Annotated in this window: 19 protein-coding genes and 1 tRNA gene; 14 read left to right on the top strand and 6 right to left on the bottom strand. The window is 59.3% G+C overall.

Annotated features, from left to right (window positions below; translation table 11 throughout):
• Positions 1-175 precede the first annotated feature (175 nt).
• The 10 genes from ABIE20_RS25095 (at position 176) to ABIE20_RS25050 (ending at position 11,105) form a co-directional block, all read left to right on the top strand.
• Complete coding sequence (locus ABIE20_RS25095) at positions 176-2,893, top strand: type VI secretion system Vgr family protein (RefSeq protein ID WP_429508074.1); 2,718 nt, start codon at positions 176-178, stop codon at positions 2,891-2,893.
• A complete protein-coding gene (locus ABIE20_RS25090) occupies positions 2,880-7,460 on the top strand; it encodes an RHS repeat-associated core domain-containing protein (RefSeq protein ID WP_429508073.1) in 4,581 nt (1,526 codons plus the stop codon). The genes ABIE20_RS25095 and ABIE20_RS25090 overlap by 14 nt, the downstream gene beginning before the upstream one ends.
• Positions 7,461-7,483: 23 nt before the next feature.
• Positions 7,484-7,918 (top strand): SMI1/KNR4 family protein, encoded by a 435-nt coding sequence (locus ABIE20_RS25085; protein WP_429508072.1) that lies wholly within the window; start codon positions 7,484-7,486, stop codon positions 7,916-7,918.
• 58 nt (positions 7,919-7,976) lie between these two features.
• Positions 7,977-8,240 (top strand): PAAR domain-containing protein, encoded by a 264-nt coding sequence (locus tag ABIE20_RS25080; protein WP_429508071.1) that lies wholly within the window; start codon positions 7,977-7,979, stop codon positions 8,238-8,240.
• Between the two features lie 69 nt (positions 8,241-8,309).
• On the top strand, positions 8,310-8,648 hold the full coding sequence (locus tag ABIE20_RS25075) for a hypothetical protein (RefSeq protein ID WP_429508069.1): 339 nt from the start codon (positions 8,310-8,312) through the stop codon (positions 8,646-8,648).
• Between the two features lie 18 nt (positions 8,649-8,666).
• A complete protein-coding gene (locus ABIE20_RS25070; protein ID WP_429508068.1) occupies positions 8,667-9,596 on the top strand; it encodes an RHS repeat domain-containing protein in 930 nt (309 codons plus the stop codon).
• Positions 9,593-10,126: an Imm15 family immunity protein gene (locus ABIE20_RS25065; protein WP_429508067.1), complete on the top strand. Its 534-nt coding sequence runs from the start codon at positions 9,593-9,595 to the stop codon at positions 10,124-10,126. The genes ABIE20_RS25070 and ABIE20_RS25065 overlap by 4 nt, the downstream gene beginning before the upstream one ends.
• Positions 10,127-10,162: 36 nt before the next feature.
• Positions 10,163-10,318, top strand: a complete 156-nt coding sequence (locus tag ABIE20_RS25060) for an RHS repeat-associated core domain-containing protein (RefSeq protein ID WP_429508092.1) — start codon at positions 10,163-10,165, stop codon at positions 10,316-10,318.
• 102 nt (positions 10,319-10,420) lie between these two features.
• Entirely contained in the window at positions 10,421-10,774 is a 354-nt protein-coding gene (locus tag ABIE20_RS25055; protein ID WP_429508065.1) for a DUF7668 domain-containing protein, read from the top strand.
• Positions 10,775-10,841: 67 nt separating this feature from the next.
• Positions 10,842-11,105, top strand: a complete 264-nt coding sequence (locus tag ABIE20_RS25050) for a PAAR domain-containing protein (RefSeq protein WP_258715203.1) — start codon at positions 10,842-10,844, stop codon at positions 11,103-11,105.
• Between the two features lie 51 nt (positions 11,106-11,156).
• Here the strand turns inward: ABIE20_RS25050 and ABIE20_RS25045 are convergent, their stop codons facing one another.
• On the bottom strand, positions 11,157-11,363 hold the full coding sequence (locus tag ABIE20_RS25045) for a hypothetical protein (protein WP_429508063.1): 207 nt from the start codon (positions 11,361-11,363) through the stop codon (positions 11,157-11,159).
• 307 nt (positions 11,364-11,670) lie between these two features.
• Here ABIE20_RS25045 and ABIE20_RS25040 point away from each other — a divergent pair, with 307 nt between their 5' ends.
• Together ABIE20_RS25040 and ABIE20_RS25035 are read left to right on the top strand one after the other, a co-directional pair.
• On the top strand, positions 11,671-12,561 hold the full coding sequence (locus ABIE20_RS25040; RefSeq protein ID WP_429508062.1) for a hypothetical protein: 891 nt from the start codon (positions 11,671-11,673) through the stop codon (positions 12,559-12,561).
• A 62-nt stretch (positions 12,562-12,623) separates the two neighbouring features.
• Positions 12,624-12,824 (top strand): hypothetical protein, encoded by a 201-nt coding sequence (locus ABIE20_RS25035; RefSeq protein ID WP_429508060.1) that lies wholly within the window; start codon positions 12,624-12,626, stop codon positions 12,822-12,824.
• A 129-nt stretch (positions 12,825-12,953) separates the two neighbouring features.
• On the opposite strand, the gene ABIE20_RS25030 is transcribed toward ABIE20_RS25035, so the two are convergent.
• The 5 genes from ABIE20_RS25030 to ABIE20_RS25010 form a co-directional block, all read right to left on the bottom strand.
• A tRNA-Gly gene (locus ABIE20_RS25030) sits at positions 12,954-13,029 on the bottom strand.
• Between the two features lie 63 nt (positions 13,030-13,092).
• Positions 13,093-13,653 (bottom strand): CDP-diacylglycerol--glycerol-3-phosphate 3-phosphatidyltransferase, encoded by a 561-nt coding sequence (gene pgsA, locus ABIE20_RS25025; protein ID WP_010221879.1) that lies wholly within the window; start codon positions 13,651-13,653, stop codon positions 13,093-13,095.
• Between the two features lie 32 nt (positions 13,654-13,685).
• Positions 13,686-15,509, bottom strand: coding sequence for an excinuclease ABC subunit UvrC (uvrC, locus tag ABIE20_RS25020; protein ID WP_429508059.1), 1,824 nt, complete (start codon positions 15,507-15,509; stop codon positions 13,686-13,688).
• Between the two features lie 8 nt (positions 15,510-15,517).
• A complete protein-coding gene (gene gacA, locus ABIE20_RS25015) occupies positions 15,518-16,156 on the bottom strand; it encodes a response regulator transcription factor GacA (protein ID WP_010221877.1) in 639 nt (212 codons plus the stop codon).
• A gap of 100 nt (positions 16,157-16,256) precedes the next feature.
• Entirely contained in the window at positions 16,257-16,643 is a 387-nt protein-coding gene (locus ABIE20_RS25010; protein WP_429508057.1) for a helix-turn-helix domain-containing protein, read from the bottom strand.
• Positions 16,644-17,304: 661 nt separating this feature from the next.
• Here ABIE20_RS25010 and ABIE20_RS25005 point away from each other — a divergent pair.
• Together ABIE20_RS25005 and ABIE20_RS25000 are read left to right on the top strand one after the other, a co-directional pair.
• A complete protein-coding gene (locus tag ABIE20_RS25005; protein ID WP_429508056.1) occupies positions 17,305-18,612 on the top strand; it encodes a nucleotide sugar dehydrogenase in 1,308 nt (435 codons plus the stop codon).
• Between the two features lie 177 nt (positions 18,613-18,789).
• A complete protein-coding gene (locus ABIE20_RS25000) occupies positions 18,790-20,322 on the top strand; it encodes a glycosyltransferase (RefSeq protein ID WP_429508055.1) in 1,533 nt (510 codons plus the stop codon).
• Positions 20,323-20,333: the final 11 nt, after the last annotated feature.

The raw sequence follows: 20,333 nt of genomic DNA, 5'->3' as shown, positions 1-20,333 counted from the left end.
CACTTCAAAGACAACAAGTGACTTTTCCCACAAAAGTTTGGGAAGCCCAACAAAGACAAGGCAGTGAGTTACCTCTTACTGTTTCACCCCACTGTAAGAACAAACCTTGTTGGACGTATGAAGTTCCATCCGCGTCCGTTCGACCTGCCCGATGGAATGAACAGCAGGAGTTGCCATGCCCGGCCAGCGCGATGTGCGTTTTACCTTCAGCTCGACGGCTGACATTGACTTTGATGTGGTGTCTTTCGAACTGAACGAAGGTATTTCCCAACTCTATCGTTTGACCATCGAGCTGGTCAGTACAGCCGCCGACGCCGACTTTGCCACCCTGCTCGACCAGCCTGCGGCACTGACCATCTGGCAAGGCAACCAGGCCGTTCGCCATGTGCAGGGTCTGATCAGTCGTTTCGACCAGGGCCAGACCGGCTTTCGCCGCACCCGCTATCGGGCCGAGATCGAACCGCAGCTGGCCCGCGCGCAACTGCGCTCCGACTGGCGCATCTTTCAGAAGCGCAGCGTGCCGCAGATCCTTGAGCACCTGTTCAAGGAGCGCCAATGGGGCCAGGCCAGCCAGCACCTGAGCGAACCCCACCTGCCACGCGAGTACTGCGTGCAGGCGGGTGAACTGGACCTGGACTTCTACCTGCGCCTGGCGGCTGAAGAAGGCTTGCTGTCGAGCTTCGAGCACAGCGAAGCCGGCCATCGGTTGATCCAGGCCGACCATATCGCGACCTTCGGCGCCATCGAGGGCGGGCCGGTGGTGTATGAGGCCAATCCGGGGGGCGAAGCCTCGCAACCGTCTCTGCGCCTGTTCACCTACCGTGAACAGGTACGGACCAGTTGCCAGACCCAGCGTGACTACACCTTCAACCATCCGCGCTACAACCTGGAGCAAAACGTGCTGGCGGCCGAGATGGGCAGCCAGACCGTCGACTACGAACGCTACGACTACCCCGGTCGCTACAAGCACGATGACGCCGGCAAGCCCTTCACCCAGACCCGCCTCAAGGCCCTGCGTGGTGATGCGCGCACCGCCGAGGTCGAAGGCGACGATGCGCGTCTGCTACCGGGCAAAGCCTTCACTCTCAGCGGACATCCGCGCGAAGACCTCAACAGCGGCTGGCGGCCAATCCAGATCAAGCACCTGGGCCGCCAGCACACCGCCCTTGAAGAAGAGGCCAGCGAAAGCGAACACGGCACCTGGTACAGCCTGACCGCCACCTTGATCCCCGACACCGTCGAGTGGCATGCCCCGGCGCACCCGAAGCCGTGCATCGAAGGGCCGCAGATCGCCATGGTGGTCGGCCCTGCCAAGGAAGAAATCTACTGCGACGAGCACGGCCGCGTGCGCGTGCAATTTCCCTGGGACCGCGAAGGCTGCGAAGACGATCGCAGTTCGTGTTGGGTGCGCGTGGCCCAGACCTGGGCCGGGGCGGGCTGGGGGCATGTGGCCCTACCGCGGATCGGCCAGGAAGTGCTGGTGGGCTTTCTTCACGGCGATCCGGACCAGCCGATGATCATGGGCCGCAGCTATCACGCGACCAACCGCACACCGTACCGCTTGCCCGAGTTCAAGGCACTGAGCCCGCTGCGCAGCAAAGAGCACCACGGTCTGCGCCACAACGAACTGCGCCTGGACGACACCACCGGTCAGATCAGCGCCACCTTGATGAGCGATCACGCCGCCAGTGCCTTGAACCTGGGTTACCTGACCCATCCCCGGCCCGGTGGCGGGCAGCCCCGGGGTGAAGGCTTCGAACTGCGCACCGACGCCCACGGCGTGGTGCGTGCCGGCGGCGGCCTGCTACTGACAACTGAACTGCGCGCCCGCGCCGCCGCCCACCACACCGACCTGCCGCAAACCGCCGAACGCCTCAAGACCGCCCAGCAATACCACGCCACCTTCGCCAGCGAAGCCCGCGACCACCTGGCCCAGGAAAGCGGCGACCAGGACGAAGTCGCCGATGCGCTGCAGGCCCAGCACGACGGCATACGCGGCCGCGGTACCGGCAACCCGAACGCCAATCAATTCCCCGAGTTCAGTGAACCCTTCCTGGTCCTCGACAGCCCGGCCGGGATCGCCAGCAGCACGCCGCAATCCACGCACCTGGCCAGCGGCGAACACCTGGGCCTGAGCAGTGGCGGGCACACCAGCCTGGCGGTCGGCAAGCGCCTGCTGATCAGTGTCAGCCGAGGCCTGCGCACCTTCGTGCAAAGCCTCGGCTGGCGCCTGGTCGCAGCCTCCGGCGATATCGACATCCGCGCCTTGAAAGACAGCATCAACCTGCTGGCCAAACTCAAGGTCACCGTCAGCGCCGAACGCATCATCCTCAGCGCCAAGGAGGAGCTGGTGATCCAGGCGGCGGGCAGCAGCAGCACCTACAACGCCGGCGGCATCACCCACGCCACCAGCGGCGTGTACACAACCCACGCCACGGACTTTTTCTACAAAGGCGCAAAGAGCCAGGCGGCGGCCTTTCCTGACGGGCCAAAAGCCGGGAAAGGCAATCTTGAGCTGTTTCAGCACTACGCCAATGGCTTTGCGTTCAAGGGCTCGGAGTATCAGGTCGAGGATGCACTCGGGCAGGTTTTCAAGGGCACGCTGGATGACAACGGGTTTGCGGCGGTAGCGGGCCTGGCGCCAGGACCGGTCAAGGTGCTGTTCGGCACAGACCAGACTCGCGCCGCCTCGGCAGCGCCCTTTGCAGACCCGGCAGCACGATCCTCCGCGACACCAGGCGCCATGACTACCTCGCGACCGTCGCAGGTCATCCAGCAGACGTTGGACCGCCTCTTCGCAATGGAGTCCGCTGAAAAAGGACTGCCCCTCTCCCTTCCCGCTATTCCAGCAAATCGACCCAGTAACGGAGGCGGCCCGAATGGCTCGATGTGAAGGTGCGGTCGCGCCCAAGAATACATTTACCGAAGAGGATGTAAGGGCTGGCACAGACACGCTGGCGCAGTGGCTGACCGGGCTCACCGGTGATGCCGTCAACTGGCGCGCTGTTATTACTGTCGGTGAAATGCTACCCGTCGCAGGCTCCATCTTCGCTGCGGCCGATGCGATCGGCGACATCATTGAGCTGGCCCAGGGCGACGCCACTTACAGGGCCGATCTCTACAATTGGGTCGGCCTGGGGATCAACATGTTCGGCCTGGTTCCGCTCCCTGGAGTCGGAGCAGCCCGAGCGGTCATGCGCCCGTCACTGAAGACCATCAGAACCACCAAAGGCGACATCAGCCAGGCGCTCCTGACCACCATCGAAAGCGCGCTGGCCGATGTCTGCCCCGGCGATCTCGAGGCGTTCGTCAAGGAGGTTGAAGCCACCCTGCAAAGCATCCTCAAGGCCTTTGCACAAAAGGTCATCGAGGTTTGTAATTTCCTCGCTGACCTCATCCGTTCAGTGGCAAGCGGCACTGTGCAGGACGTGGCGCTGACCGCGCTCTTTCCTGGAATCCGCCTGATAGTTGAAGCTGCTGATGCCTTCAAGAGACGCACCGGATTCGGCTTTGGAAAAGACGATATCGGCTTAGGCGACACCCAAAAGCAACAGTTGCAGAAAACCCTTGAGCCCGTTGCGGCCAGCATCGAGCAGATTGGCAATATTGCCAGCGACAAGATCATCCAGACAGGCAGTGAAACCAACCCGGACAGCCTTCTCACCATCATCAGGGCACTTTCCAGTGCCTTGCAGCGACGCAAGCATGCCCCACGCCAGGCCAACATGGCGCCTGGCAGAACCAACGAAGCCAGGAGGCCACAGCCGCAAAATGGCACGCAAGCCAGTCCGGCCCAGCGCTCTGCCCGTGCTGACGGTAACTGCCAAAAGCAGGGAAGCAAAGCTGGCACCCAGTGCAGCATCAGCTTCGCCATGGGCAGCGAAACAATTGTCCATACCGACTTCGAGCTTCCCGGCACCTTCCCTCTGGTGTGGAACAGGACTTACCGCTCCTCACTCTCAGCCTTTGACAACAACCCGTTCGGTGCCCGCTGGATCACGCCGTTCTCCAGCCGCTTCGATCTGAACGAAGATCAACTTACCTACCATGCGACCGATGGGCGTAGCCACCACTACCCGCTTCCCGACGTTCACCATCACCATCTGGACCCGATTGAAAACCTGGTCATTGCGCGCACCAGCAAAAGCAAACTGGTATTGCTTCGGGGGCATGACAGCCAGGAGCACTACGAACGGGTAAGCAATCAGTTCCGACTGACAGCCATCAGCCTGCGCGGCGGTGCCCGCATTGCCTTGCACTACGAGCACCAACACGCTGAACACAGCGTGCTCTCGGACTTGCTCACCTACCAGAACGACACCCCGCACCAGCACATCCATACCCAGATCGACGACCAGGGCCGAATCAAGGCACTTTGGCTCATGCATGACGGCCAAGCGCTTCGACAGTTGGCAAGTTATGAATTCGACAACCAGGGTGACCTGCGCGCCGCCCGCGACGAGCACGATGCTCAATGGAACTATGACTATCAGCACCATCTGCTAACCCGCTACACCGACCGCACCGGCCGCGGCATGAACCTGCAATGGCAAGGCAACGGGCCGGATGCCAAAGCGGTTCGAGAATGGGCCGACGATGGCAGCCAGGACACCCGCCTGAGCTGGGATCCGAACATCCGCCTGACACGCCTGCTCGACGCCAACGGCCAAGAGACGCTGTATTACTACGATGTCCTTGGCTACACCTACCGCATCATCCATCCCGATAGCAACGAGGAGTGGTTCTATCGTGACGATGCCAAGAACGTCACTCAGCACATCCACACCGACGGCAGCATCGACAGCTACGCCTACGATGAGCGCGGCAACCTGGTCCAGCACACCCGCCCCGACGGCACGAGCGTCCACCATGCCTACGACGACCGGGACCTGCGCTTCAAGACCCGCGATGCCGAGGGCGGGCTGTGGAAGTACGACTACGACCAGCGTGGCAACATCATCGAAACCCTCGATCCGCTGGAGCGCAAGACCCAGTACAGGTACAACAGCGACAACCTGCCCGTTGCCATCATCGACGCCAATGGCGCGGAAAAAAAGCTCGCCTACAACGCCGACGGCCAACTAACTCGCTACACCGACTGTTCCGGCAAAACCAGCCAATGGCGATACAACGCGCTGGGTCAACTGTCTCAGGCTACCGATGCCGTGGGCATGGTCACCAGCTACCATTACCAGGCAGGTCAGCTCAGCCGTATTGTTCACCCGGACAAGACCGAGGAGCGTTTCGAGCGCGATGCCGAAGGCCGTCTTCTCGACCACGTCGACGCCCTGCAGCGCCGCACCGTTTGGCAGTACAACGAAGCGGGGCTGATCCAGCAACGCCTGAACGCCGATGGCAGCATCCTCAACTACCGCTGGGACCGGCTTGGCCAGCTTGTCGAGTTGCGCAACGAGAACAACAGCGCGGCTACCTTCAAGTACGACCCTGTTGGCCGCCTGCTGAAGGAAACCGGTTTCGACCAGCAAACCATCCACTACCTCTACGACAACGGCAGCAACCAGCCTACCCGCCGCCTTGATGGCGATCGCGTCACCTGTTTCGAATACGACCCCCTGGGCCGACTGCTAATGCGCCAGGCAGGTCAAAGTGCGACGCAGGAATGGCAAACCGAAACGTTCGCCTACGACGGTAACGGCAATCTGCTGCTCGCCGAGAACGACGCCTGCAAACTGCAATGGTTCTACGATGCCGCCGGCAACAACACGCGCGAACACCAGTACCTGCGCTACCTGAAAAACCCCCAAGTCGCCATCTGGAGGCACGAGTATGACGCGCTGAACCAGCGGGTTGCCACGGTGCGGCCCGATGGCCATCGGGTCAGTTGGTTGACCTATGGCAGCGGCCACCTGCTGGCGCTCAAGCTGGACGACCGGGAACTGCTGAATTATCAGCGTGACGACCTGCACCGCGAGATTGGCCGCGAGCAAGGCAACGGCCTGCAACAGCGCCAGAGCTGGACACCGAACGGTCACTTGCAGGAACAGACCGTCGCTCGACGCGGTGAGTCAAACCGCTTGTCAGTACGCAACTACCGTTACGACGTTGCCGGTCAGCTCACGACCATCCAGGACCTGCGCCGTGGCGCCATCAACTACCGCTACGATCCTGTTGGCCGCCTGCTGGAAGCAGGCAGTTTGGCAAATAGCGAACATTTCGCCTTCGACCCGGCCAGCAACCTCCTCGACCCGCAGGCACCCCAGGAGCGCAACGGCTACCCGCGCAGCAAACTGCTCGACAACCTGCTGCGCGACTATTGCGGCAAGCACTACGTCTACGACGAACGCGGCAACCTCAAGGAGCGCATCGAGAACGGCAAGAAAGCCAGCTTCAGCTGGGACCTCTACGACCGCTTGACGCACTACGAGGATGGTCGACTGACTGTCCACTATGCCTATGACGCCCTCGGCCGGCGCCTGTGCAAGCGCTCCCGCGCCAAGTACCAGCACCGCCGCGAGGCCGGGCCCGCATGGAACCAGAACGAACAGCGCAAGCTCGATCAGCAGTACGGTTGTGGCAACACCCTCTACGGCTGGGATGGCGACACCCTGGCCTTCGAAAACCGCACCCATGACCTTGGCGCCCGCCTGACCCACTACGTGTACGAGCCCGGCACCTTCGTGCCCGTTGCTCAAGCGGTGGAGCACCGCTCCATCAAGTTGCTGCTCGAGCCCGTCTACGACTTTCCCTACGACATCGAGCGTGATCCCGTCTGGCAGCACAAGCCCGCGCCAACGCCCTTCGATGCGTTTGCCTGGTACCAGTGCGACCACCTGGGCACGCCCATGGAGCTGACCGACGAACAGGGCGAAGTGGCCTGGAGCGGCACCTACAAGGCCTGGGGCGCGGCACAGGAGAAACGCAGCGACACCGCCAAGCGCGCGGACATCCGCAATCCGTTGCGCTTTCAGGGTCAGTACTTCGATGTCGAGACAGGGCTGCATTACAACCGGTATCGGTACTATGATCCGGGGGTTGGGCGGTTTGTTGGGAAGGATCCGATCGGGTTTGCGGGTGGGTTAAACATCTTCACTTACGCGCCGAACCCAACTACGTGGATTGACCCACTAGGGCTGGCCAAAACTTGCTGCTGCGGTGATAGCTTTGTAAATTCAAGTACTCGCTGGCAACAGATCTCCGAAGACCCCAAAACCCCAAGTGCAATGAGAGGGTGGATTAAAAACCAAGTCAGACAAGTAAACTCTGGAAAAAAAACTACAATTAAAGCACCTCCTGGATATGAACTTGCACACAGGCCCGGTTACGAAAGTGAAAAAGGGTTTGACTACTCCCATGCCGACCCGATGTTAGCCGCTGACCATAGAGGGATCCAGCATCGCTACTGGCGAAAAAGAGATGGTTGCTGGACTGCAAGAATGCCAAGATCAGGACCTCGCGGAAGCGGAGCCCTGAGCCTACCGAAGCCAGGCACCCTCCCTTAATTCAGCAAACGAGGACATACAAAATGTCAAAAGCACGCGTAATTGGAACAACTATTGATGCAATCCTCGCCGCTGAAGCAGAATTGGGCAGGCAACTCCCAGAATCACTCTCGAAATGGCTACTAGCCAATAATGGGAAAACACTCGACAGTTTGACAATATTCCCAGTTTACGATAAGCGCGACCCGAGGAAAACATGGGACTCAATTGTAAGAACTTTTAGAGGAAATTGGCGAAGCTGGATCAATAACTTTCCAGAGAATCAAAAGAAACTTGAAGAACTACTACCCATCGCAGAATTCGGCACAGGCGATTACTATTGCCTGGACTACTCAAAAACCGGAATTAGCGGAGAGCCAATAATAACCAAATGGTCGCACGAAACTGGAGAGACGACTTTTATTGCGGAGAGCTTTTCTGAATTTCTGAAAATCGATCCAGAATCACTTATTCCATAACCCCACTGATACGAGATGGAAACCATCCTACAAACAATCGAATCTAGCGAAGAATAATTTGAATAATATTGTTCGGCTCAACGACGCTACTGACCATGGCGGCTTTGTTATGGAGTCTATTGCCCATACAAATCTCATCGGCCGCCCAATGGCAGGCAAAGGCAACCTAGTCTCCTGCCCGCTCTGCAAAGGCATCTTCCCCATCATCGAAGGCAGTAGCACCTACAGCATCAACGGTATCCCGGTCGCGCTCGACGGCATGAAAACCGCCTGTGGCGCCAACCTGATCGCCAGCGCCTCTCACGGCAGCGTGCATCGATAACCCGAAACTAAAGAGCACTTTGTTCGCACGGATTGCGACCACACCTCAGCGTCAACGGAGGATGAGGCCATGGGCCAACTGAAAACCCGAATTGCCGAGCTGAAGCAAGCCCTGCATCAGCTTGTCGAGCACAACGTCCACAACCCGGACGACGATGACCACTGGAGCGGCGTGCTGTTCTTCTGCGCCACGGACGAACGCACCCGCACTCTGGTTGAACAGGTTGAAATCCTCGCCAGCGAGCTGTTCTTCGACCCTCAAGGCAGGGCCCTGCGCCACCGCATGCGCACCGCCTGCATTGACGGCGTCATCATCCAGGAGTCAATGCCCTCCCGCGTCGATGAAACGGTTATCTGCATCGAGCTATTACAAGCAGGTCGTATCACCGTGAGTGCTGCCAGGGAGTAAGGGCTACCGCTTGAATCCTTGGCCTTCGACCCGGCCAGCAACCGCGCCAAGTACCAGCACCACCGCGAGGCCGGTCCCGCATGGAACCAGAACGAACAGCGCAAGCTCGATCAGCAGTACGGCTGCGGCAACACCCTCTACGGCTGGGATGGCGACACCCTGGCCTTCGAAAACCGCACCCATGACCTCGGCGCCCGCCTGACCCACTACGTGTACGAGCCCGGCACCTTCGTGCCCGTTGCTCAAGCGGTGGAGCACCGCTCAATCAAGTTGCTGGTCGAGCCTGTCTACGACTTCCCCTACGACATCGAGCGTGATCCCGTCTGGCAGCACAAGCCCGCGCCGGCGCCCTTCGATGCGTTTGCCTGGTACCAGTGCGACCACCTGGGCATGCCCATGGAGCTTACCGACGAACAGGCCGAAGTGGCCTGGAGCGGGACCTACAAGGCCTGGGGCGCGGTGCAGGAGAAACGCAGCGACACCGCCAAGCGCGCGGACATCCGCAATCCGTTGCGCTTTCAGGGGCAGTACTTCGATGTCGAGACAGGGCTGCATTACAACCGGTATCGGTACTATGATCCGGGGGTGGGGCGGTTTGTTGGGAAGGATCCGATCGGGTTTGCGGGTGGGTTGAATGTATTTGCTTATGCGCCGAATCCGGTTGAGTGGGTTGATCCGCTGGGTCTTGCAAAAAAGAAGATCAAGGCAAGCGGAACACCCAAACAAGCACAAACCAAAGTTAAAAGGGAGCAAGCACCGTCTGAAATTGATCGTATCGACGCCCCCCAGAATAATGTTCCTCACAGCCAATGGCATGCACACTGCCCATGTGGCTCAGGTTACAACCTTGACGGATCAATCCACGACAAGGGCAGAGGCGATGTAACATTTTCTAGAAAAACAATCGAATGGCTTAACGACCATGGCTGGAGCATACCATTAAAATGAAATTAACAGACTTGTACACTTCAATAATAAGCAAGGAATCATATGATGATATGGACGTGTTTTTCTTGAGATACGAAAGCTTTGAGGAAATTCCACTTATTTCAAGATACAACAGACTTGACCAGCTTGCCGACATATTAGGGAAAAGCAACACTCTAGACTTTTTGATTGGCCTTTCAGCGTTCCTACTTAACTCAATCACCACCCTGGCAAGGGTAAAAAAACTAAATGAGGACGAACTTTTCATAGCAATAACATTTACAGATTTTGACAATCCCTACGGAAGCGAACCCATAATCCCAAATATTTTTATCTACCCAAACCAAAACAAAGAAAATGACTTCCATCAAAGTCTAAAAAACAACACCCCCAACAAGAAATCCATTGAGCTAACAACAATCCAAAAGCACTTCTCAAAATGCAACTTGGAAAATAGCTTTATATTTTACGAGAGCAGATTTTTTGACCCAGCTTGCGATGAAGAAATTATAAGGATATTTGCCGTCCCCAAGCGTTCCCACAAAATATAATGCCGGCATAAGCGACGACCACAACAGAACAAAAATATCGAGACCGGCCTGCATTACAACCGGAACCGATACTATGATCCAGGGGTCGGGTGGTTTGTTGGCAAGGACCCGATCGGGTTTGCGGGTGGGTTGAATGTTTATGCCTATGCGCCGAATCCGGTTGAGTGGACAAGCAAGAGTATCGCAAGATAATGCTAGAGCCAACATTCACAGAGCTGATCAATACTTCGAGTCTATTGGAGTTAACAAATCAACTCAAACACGCACAGTAAAAAACAGACTAGGATCACAACGATGAGAGTTCTCCCACACGAAGCGTCCAAAGAATTGCTTAGCATCATTACCTTGCTCACAAACGGCCAGTATCAGAAAATTGAGAGTCTTACATCAAAAGGCGGATTGACTGCCGACGAAATGCGCAGAGCGATAGATGATTATGGACAAAAATTAACCACACCAACATCCGAAGAGCTCAACTCAAGTATTGACGCCATAAAAATTAACTGCAGCAACAAAGAAGCCTGGTCAATTCAACTACCACTCTGGACTGAGGAAGAAGGAGAATCAGATTTCACGTTAGAGGTCACCGTTACATTAAGCAATGGGGATGGCATACAAATACAAATTGAAAATATTCACATCCTATAGTATTCATGCCCCCAACAGAGCGCACCCGAAAAATAGCGACATAGTTACACGCGATGCTGGAGACAACATGAGAGCAATTGTTCGCCTCAACGACTCGACAGACCACGGCGGTACTGTGAGTAATTCCATCCCTCGTACGGACCTCAACGGCAAACCAATAGCCGGCAAAGGCAACCTAGTCTCCTGCCCACTCTGCAAAGGCATCTTCCCCATCATCGAAGGCAGTAGCACCTACAGCATCAACGGTATCCCGGTCGCGCTCGACGGCATGAAAACCGCCTGTGGCGCCAGCCTGATTGCCAGCGCCTCTCACGGCAGCGTGCATCGTTAACCAGAAGCCAAAGAGCACTTTGTTCGCACGGATTGCGACCACACCTCAGCGTCAACGGAGGATGAGGCCATGGGCCAACTGAAAACCCGAATTACCGAGCTGAAGCAAGCCCTGCAACAGCTTGTCGAGCACAACGCCCACAACCCGGACGACGATGACCACTGGAGCGGCGTGCTGTTCTTCTGCGCCACGGACGAACGCACCCGCACTCTGGTTGAACAGGTTGAAATCCTCGCCAGCGAGCTGTTCTTCGAACATCCTCGACAACCTTTTGCGCGACTATTGCGCCAAGCACTACGTCTACGACGAACGCGGCAACCTCGGGTGACCACTCAACCAATTTGCAAGACAATGTGTCCAGGCGACCGGTCAGTCGAGTGTATGAAATGTCGTTGAGGCGCGTACCAGAGCCTTGGCTGAAAGCATTTAGCAAAACCGTCATGCTTCGGGCCCTGACCACTTGCGATTTCACCCCACCCCACCGCTTGCCCTGTGCACGCTCCTTGCCCGAAGATCCAGCCTGGCGATAGCAGATCGTCGAAACAACTCAGGCAAAGGACTTACCGTGAACAACAAGAAATCGCCAAACTCAGGCGACAGCCTCTCACCGCCCTGGACCACCCATATGCCGCGCGCACTGCACCAGCTGGAGCAGTTTCGCCGCGAGTACACCCGCAACTGGCGGATCAATGCCAACAGCCACCGCAACCAGGGACACTATGCCTGGATGACCGCTCAGGTTGAGGGCTACCTGCGCATCCTGGAGATTGGTTGCGGCGTCGGCCATTCCACCCTGGCGCTGCTGAAAAATGGTCACAGCGTGGTCTGCGTGGAAGAGAACCCCCACTGCATAGCAGCCACTCAGGCCCTGCTCTCAGAACACGGCTACTCGGTCGCGGTCATTGCACGCGAATCTGCCCAAAGCCTGGACGACAACGCCTACCGACTCGACTACTGCGCGCCGGGTGATGCGCCCAAGGCCGACTGTCTGCTGATCGAAGGCGATGCCCTGGGTGACCCGCAGCTCGAGCAGTGGCTCAAGGCCCAGCCTCGATTCGACGCAGTGGCCTGCTGGCTGCTCGGCACCCACAACGCCCGAGGCCACAACGTCGCGGTGGACACTCGCCTGATGCCAACCGCCTTCGAGCATCGAATTTTCGTGCAGAACAGCGTCTATGAACTCGCCGATGAAGTGCTGCGTCCCGGAGGATTGTTGAGCGTGATCGACCGTGGCCAAACACCCGACACGGACGTTCTCAAGCACGCCGTCCTTGGCGGTCACCGTGATCAGGCCAGTGTCACCTCATTGCAGGTCGAGAAGCTGGAGCACACGCCCTACATGCACACCCGCGAGGAAGGTGCGATGGGGATGCAACTGACAGCCCCCGTAGCCTCTGCCGTACCGACCGGTCCCGTGACGCTGTCGCTGACGGCGGTGACTTCGCGCAAACCCTGAAGCGGCTACCCCGTCCTGCGTGGGCGGGCACTGCCACTTCACAGACCGTCAATGGAGAGCCAATGGACAACCCGCACCGAAACCTCAAGGCCGCTGCCGATATCCGCCAAACCCTGAAGGCCCTGCAAGAAAGCCTGCCACTTTTGGCAGCCAAAGGGTTTGCCAAGGAAGCACACCGAATTGGCGAAATCGTCAAAGACACGCAGAAGACGATGGACCGCATTGCCGTAGACACGGATGGTGAAATCACCTCAAGGCACTGATGGTTCAACGATGCGTCAGTGCCCTGGACCAGACACCTGCACAGCACCGAACAGCAGAAACGAAAAAAGGCCCCGAAGGGCCTTTTTTCTATCACCACAGCACTCTGCTGAATGCTGTAGCGCCATATTTGGAGCGGGAAACGAGACTCGAACTCGCGACCCCGACCTTGGCAAGGTCGTGCTCTACCAACTGAGCTATTCCCGCGTCGTGATGGGGGCTATTGTAACGATTCAATAAATCTCGTCAAGCCCTTGATTCAAAAAAGCTTTATTTCTGCTCCGAGCCTTCGCGCAGGTGCGGCCAGGCGGCGCGCAGGTAGTGCACCATCGACCACAGGGTCAGGCCGGCGGAGATCATCAGCAAGGCGTAGCCCAGAATCACCCAGAAGGTCAGCACCGGCGGGTTGGCCAGCAGGATCACCAGGGCGAGCATTTGCGCCGCGGTCTTCCACTTGCCCAGGTTCGACACCGCCACGTGCGCCCTCGCCCCCAGCTCGGCCATCCACTCGCGCAGCGCCGAGACCACGATCTCGCGGCCGATGATCACCGCCGCCGGCAGGGTCAGCCAGAAGTTGGCGTGCACTTGCACCAGCAATACCAGGGCCACCGCCACCATCAGCTTGTCGGCCACCGGGTCCAGGAAGGCACCGAACGGCGTGCTCTGCTGCAGGCGACGGGCCAGGTAACCGTCCAGCCAGTCAGTGGCCGCGGCGATGGCGAAGACACTGCTCGCTGCGATATAGCTCCAGTGATACGGAACATAGAACAGCAAAATGAAGATCGGAATGAGCAGGACGCGAAGAACGGTAAGCAGATTTGGAATATTCATCGGCACAACTGGCTGCAAAGTGAGCGGGCATTCTACTCGCTATGCAGGTTGGCATAAATCGACTCGGCAAGCTTTTTACTGATTCCCGGTGCTTTGGCGATTTCTTCGACGCTGGCGCGGGTCAGTTCCTGCAAGCCACCGAAGTGTTTGAGCAGGTCGCGGCGGCGTTTCGGGCCGACCCCGGCGACGCCTTCAAGGGTCGAGGTGCGGCGGGTCTTGCCACGGCGGGCGCGGTGGCCGGTGATGGCGAAGCGGTGGGCTTCGTCGCGAATCTGCTGGATCAGGTGCAGCGCCGGCGAGTCGCCCTTGAGGGTGAACTCGTGGGCCACGTCGTTCAGGTACAGGGTTTCGAAACCGGCCTTGCGCGTGGTGCCCTTGGCCACCCCGAGCAAAATCAGGTCGGGCACCGCCAGTTCCTGCAGCACTTCACGGGCCATGTTCAGCTGGCCCTTGCCGCCGTCCACCAGCAGCACGTCGGGCAGCTTGCCCTCGCCGTCCTTGAGCCGGCCAAAGCGCCGGGTCAGGGCCTGGTGCATGGCCGCATAGTCGTCGCCCGGGGTTACGCCTTCGATGTTGTAGCGCCGGTAATCGGACTTGAGCGGCCCTTCCGGGCCGAACACCACGCACGAAGCGACGGTGGCTTCGCCGCTGGAATGGCTGATGTCGTAGCACTCCAGGCGCTGTGGGGTTTCGTCCAGGGCCAGGACCTGGGCCAGGGCCTCGAAGCGCGAGGCCATGTGCTGGCGGTTGGCCAGGCGCGCGCCGAGCGCCTGTTCGGCGTTGGTCACCGCCAGTTGCTGCCAGCGCGCACGGGTGCCGCGCACCCGGTGGCTGATGGTCAGCTCGCGGCCACGCAGGGTTTCGATGGCGGCGGTGATGGCGGCAAAATCCTCGTGGACGACGTTGACGATCAGCTCGCCGGGCAATTCGCGCTCGGCGTTGCCCACGTAATATTGCGAGAGGAACGCGGCCATGACCTCGGCCACCTCCTCCTCGATACCCACCTGCGGGAAGAAATTCTTGCTGCCCAGCACCCGCCCGCCGCGCACGCTGATCAGGTGCACGCAAGCGCCGCCGGGGTTGACGAAGGCGGCGACGACATCGACATCGCCGCTGCCGCCTTCCATGCTCTGCTGGTCCTGCACGCGGCGCAGCAAGGCGATCTGGTCGCGCAGCTCGGCGGCCTTCTCGAACGCCAGGGCCATGGCCGCCTGTTCCATCTCGGCGTTCAGCTCGTTGGTCAGCTGGTGGCTGCGCCCTTCAAGGAACATCACCGAGTGGCGCACATCCACCGCGTACTCTTCGGGCTCGACCAGGCCGACACAGGGCGCCTTGCAGCGCTTGATCTGGTATTGCAGGCACGGCCGGGTGCGGTTGGCGTAGTAGCTGTCTTCGCACTGGCGGACAAAAAAGGTCTTTTGCAGCAGGCTCAGGCTTTCGCGGATGGCGCCGGCGCTGGGGTACGGGCCAAAGTACTTGCCCTTTTGCTTCTTCGCCCCACGGTGGATGCCCAGGCGCGGGTAATCGCCGTCGGAAAGAAAGACATAAGGATAGGATTTGTCGTCGCGCAGCAGGATGTTGTACGGCGGCCGCCATTCCTTGATCAGGGTCTGCTCGAGCAGCAGCGCCTCGGTCTCGTTGGCGGTGATGGTGGTCTCGACCTGGGCGATGCGCGCCACCAGGGCAGCCGTCTTCGGCGCCAGGCCAGTCTTGCGAAAGTAACTGGCGAGGCGCTTCTTGAGGTTCTTGGCCTTGCCTACATACAGCAGCCGGGCTTCACCGTCGAACATCCGGTAGACGCCCGGGCGACCGCTGCAGGTCGCCAGGAATGCGCTTGAATCGAACACAGGTGTCATGAATGCGCTCAGAGACTGGCGTCAACCATGCCGTGGCGGACCGCCAGCAGCGTCAGCTCGACGTCGCTGGTGACCGAGAGTTTTTCGAAGATCCGGTACCGGTAAGTATTGACCGTTTTCGGTGACAGGCACAGCTTGTCGGAGATGATCTGCACCTTCTGGCAGCCAACGATCATCAGCGCGATCTGGATTTCCCGCTCCGACAACGCATCGAACGGCGAGCCTTGCGGCTGGAACGACTTGAGCGCCAGTTGCTGGGCAATCTGCGGGCTGATGTAACGCTGGCCGGCAAACACCAGGCGAATGGCCTGGACCATTTCATCCAGCCCGGCGCCCTTGGTCAGGTAGCCGGCGGCGCCGGCCTGCAACAGGCGGGTGGGGAACGGGTCTTCTTCACAGACGGTCACCGCCACCACTTTCACGTCCGGGTGGCTGCGCAGCAGTTTGCGCGTCGCCTCCAGGCCGCCGATACCGGGCATTTTCACATCCATCAGGACCACGTCGGGCTTGAGCTCGCGCGCAACTTTCAGCGATGCCTCGCCAGAGTCGGCCTCGCCCACTACCTGCAAGCCATCGATATCGGCCAGCATGCGCGTGATGCCCGTACGCACCAGATCGTGGTCATCGACCACCAGCACCCTAATCAAGCAGACACCTCGCACTGCGGCGGTAATTGGATCCCGCCACCTTAGCAAAAAATACAGCCGTAGACCTAACGGAAGACGTCATTTGCCTGACGTCATTTTTTCATTTGCCCGACAGTCGCCCATACATCCCGCGCTCATAGCCGCCAGCCCTCGCCGGCGGCAACTGGGCACGCTCGGCCAGGCTGCCGAGCAACTGCCGGACGGCAGCCTGGTCAGCCCCTTGCAGCAGGCGAAAACTGCTGAGCAACTGTTCTTCTTCGGCGTTCAGGCTGCTGTGTTCGACCGGCGTGTGCACCCCGCTCAACACATACAACGCGTCGACCCCGCGCGCCGCCACCGCCGCCAGGTAGTCGGCCTTGGGCGTGCGCTCGCCGCTTTCATACTTGCCCTGGGCGTTGGGCTCTACCCCGCCGATGTCGCCAAAGGCGCGCTGGGTCAGGCCCAGCCGTTCTCTTTCTTCCCTGATACGCGAGCCGATTCCGTTCATTTGCATGGCGTCCTTTATCCAGCATCCGGATGGATGAGCACACAGCCGTCAATGGCGTGCCTCGAACGAAGCCCGAACTATGCCGCGATCAGGTCCGCCGCACAAGTCGAAGCCCGCTCTACCTGTCAGGGGTTGTCTGGACAACCACCGCATTACGGACAAATCGCCACCGGCACTGGGTACTCAAGACACTAATAAACCAGCAACTTCACTTGCCAGCTAAAGTGCCATCATCGGGCAAACTCCACCGCACTATTACAACAATGCGCGGAGAATAAAGAAGTTCAAGACCCCCTGCAAAAGGCCCGTCAAAAAAACCATGAAAATCGACAAAAGCCACCGAGACAACGGCTTTCTGGCGTCATTTTCACGGCAAAATGCGGATATCGGATTTTTGACGCCGAACTATCCACAAACTTTAACTCATTGATTTATAACGGTTTTTAAACTTTAACAGAGTGAATTTAAACTTTATTCAACTCAAAGTTAGAGACTGCTTGCCGAAGTTAAAAAAACTCCCTTAGGATGTAATAAGACAACGAAAAAACGCTTGCATCGCCTCCTTTTAGCGCGCTGCTTTTTCTTGCGCGTCTGCCGCGTCGACCATGCCGTTTAACTGAGTATCTCGGTCAGCTTTTGCTGCACCTTGGGAGAGGGAACTATGAATATCAGTATTTTTGGATTGGGTTATGTGGGCGCTGTCTGTGCCGGTTGTTTGTCCGCTCGTGGCCACCAGGTGCTGGGCGTGGATATCTCGCCGGCCAAGATCGACATGATCAACCAGGGCAAGTCGCCCATTGTCGAACCGGGCCTTGAGCAACTGCTGCTCGACGGCGTGCGTCATGGCCGCCTGCGCGGCACTACGGATGTCCAGGCTGCGGTACTGGCTACAGAAATGTCGCTGCTGTGCGTCGGCACCCCGAGCAAGAAAAACGGCGACCTGGACCTGGTCTACATGGAAGCGGTGTGCCGCGAAATCGGCACCGCCATGCGCGACAAGGCCAGTCGCCATACCGTCGTGGTGCGCAGCACCGTGCTGCCCGGCACCGCCAAGAACGTGGTGATTCCGATCCTCGAAAAGTACTCCGGCAAGCGCGCCGGCATCGATTTCGGCGTCGCGGTCAACCCCGAGTTCCTGCGCGAAAGCACCGCGATCCAGGATTACGACTTCCCGGCCATGACCGTGATCGGCGAACTGGACGCGCAATCGGGCGACCTGCTGCAGTCGTTGTACCAGGGCCTGGACGCCCCGGTGATCCGCAAGTCGATCGAAGTCGCCGAGATGATCAAGTACACCTGCAACGTCTGGCACGCAACCAAGGTCAGTTTTGCCAACGAGATCGGCAACATTGCCAAGGCCTCCGGTGTCGACGGCCGCGAGGTGATGGATGTGGTCTGCCAGGACTACAAGCTCAACCTGTCGCGCTACTACCTGCGCCCGGGCTTCGCCTTCGGCGGCTCGTGCCTGCCCAAGGACGTACGCGCCCTCACCTACCGCGCCGGCCAGCTGGACGTCGAACACCCGCTGCTGGCCTCGATCATGGCCAGCAACCGCAACCAGGTGAAAAACGCCTTCGAGCTGATCACCCGCCAGGACAAGCGCCGCATCGGTCTGCTCGGCCTGAGCTTCAAGGCCGGCAGCGACGACCTGCGCGAAAGCCCGCTGGTGGAACTGGCGGAAATGCTCATCGGCAAAGGCTACGACCTCACCATCTACGACGCCAACGTCGAGTACGCGCGGGTGTTCGGTGCCAACCGCGAATACATCGAGTCGAAGATCCCCCACGTTTCGTCGCTGCTATGCAACGACCTGCAGCAGGTGATCCGCGACGCCGACGTGGTGGTGCTGGGCAACAACGATGAGCGTTTTGCGCAAGCCCTGGATGCCAGCGACGGCAAGCAGATCATCGACCTGGTCGGCTTCATGGCCCACGGCAGCGATGCCCAACGCGAAGGTATCTGCTGGTAAGGCCCCCGTACGCCAGTAAAGAGCACTCCACCCAGAGAGTGCCCAGCGATTCACCCAGGCACCCCGCCTGACTGTCTGCTCACCTGCCTCCTGCCTAGCCGGCCTTGTCCTGGCCAGGCGCGAAAAGTGCGCATGTCATTCAGCCGGGCGTGGCCCGAACACAGGAGCAACGACTACATGGAACGACAGCAACAGCCGCCCCCGGGCCGGCCGGACTACCTGCAGGCAGGCGCGCGTTTTTGCGCCTGGGCCTGCCTGTTCGGCCTGATCGCGCTGGCGTCGGAGATGGTCGCGCCTGAGTACCTCGACCCTGCGCACCATAAGTTCATCTTCATCATCGGTGCGCTGGGCATGTGGCGCTATGGCAACGCCATCGTCCACTACCTGCGCGGCATGTACTTTCTGCACTGGAAGTTCCCGCGCATGCGCAAGGCGGTCGAGCGCATGGGCGACGCGGCGCTGCCGGCGCACATGTTCATGGTGGTGACCAGTTTTCGCATTCCCACCCACACCACCTTCAAGGTCTACCAGTCGGTATTCCAGGAAGTGCAGCGACTCAAGGTGCCGTGCACGGTGATTGCCTCGATCGTCGAGAAAGGCGACGAGCAGTTCATCAAAGAGATCATGCGCAACGAGGTCAGGGACCGCGACGACATCAAGCTGGTGATCGTCCGCGCCCGTGGCACCGGCAAGCGTGACGGCCTGGCCCATGCCTTTCGCGCCCTGTCGCGGCAGATGCCGCTGGAAGATTCGGTGGTCGGCGTAGTCGATGGCGACACCATGATGCTGCCCGGCTGCGTCGAGCGCGCGGTCAAGCTGTTCGCCTACCTGCCCAACGTCGGCGGCCTGACCACCAATGAGTTCTGCGAAGTCGAAGGCAGCAGCCTGATGCGCCAGTGGCACTCGATGCGCTTCGTCCAGCGGCACATCAACATGTGTTCGATGGCCTTGTCGCACCGGGTGCTGACCCTGACCGGGCGGCTGTCGTTCTTTCGCGCCAGTGTCATGACCGACCCGGACTTCATCCGTGACGTCGAGGCGGACTTTCTTCAGCACTGGCGCCTGGGGCGCTTTCAGTTTTTGACCGGTGACGACAAGTCGTCGTGGCTGAGCCTGATGCGCGCCGGCTGGGACACCTTCTATGTGCCCGACAGCAACACCCTGACCGTCGAGCATCCGCCAGACAACAGCTTCTGGCGCGCCACCCGCCAGTTGATGTTCCGCTGGTACGGCAACTCGCTGCGCCAGAACTTCCGTGCCACTGCCCTGCTCGGCCGCGCCCGCCTGGGCCTGTTCACCCTGTACGTGCTGCTCGATCAGCGGGTGTCGATGTGGACCTGCCTGATGGGCCTGACCGCTTCGGTGGTCGCCGGCATCGTGTTCGGCATCCAGTACCTGCTGGTGTACCTGTTCTGGGTGCTGCTGTCGCGCAGCCTTGTCACCGTGCTGTTTCTGTTCGCCGGCCACCCGGTCAGCCCGGTGTACCCGTTCGTTCTTTATTACAACCAGATCATCGGCTCGCTGATGAAAGTCTACGCCCTGTTCCACATGGACCAGCAGAGCTGGACCCGGCAAAAAACCACATTAAGCAACGGCGCCGTCAACTTCGACGCCGCCCTGAACCGCTGGTCCTCGAAGGCGATGCTGTTTTCATCCATCGCGATTTTCTTCGGGGTCATCTCGGTTCTTCTCGAACTCACGCAACGTTAAGGAAAGGCGCC

The sequence above is a fragment of the Pseudomonas sp. 2835 genome (genome assembly GCF_050435905.1).
Classification (GTDB): domain Bacteria; phylum Pseudomonadota; class Gammaproteobacteria; order Pseudomonadales; family Pseudomonadaceae; genus Aquipseudomonas.
Note: the sequence above shows the minus strand (reverse complement) of the source record. Positions and strands in the feature narration are given on the sequence as shown.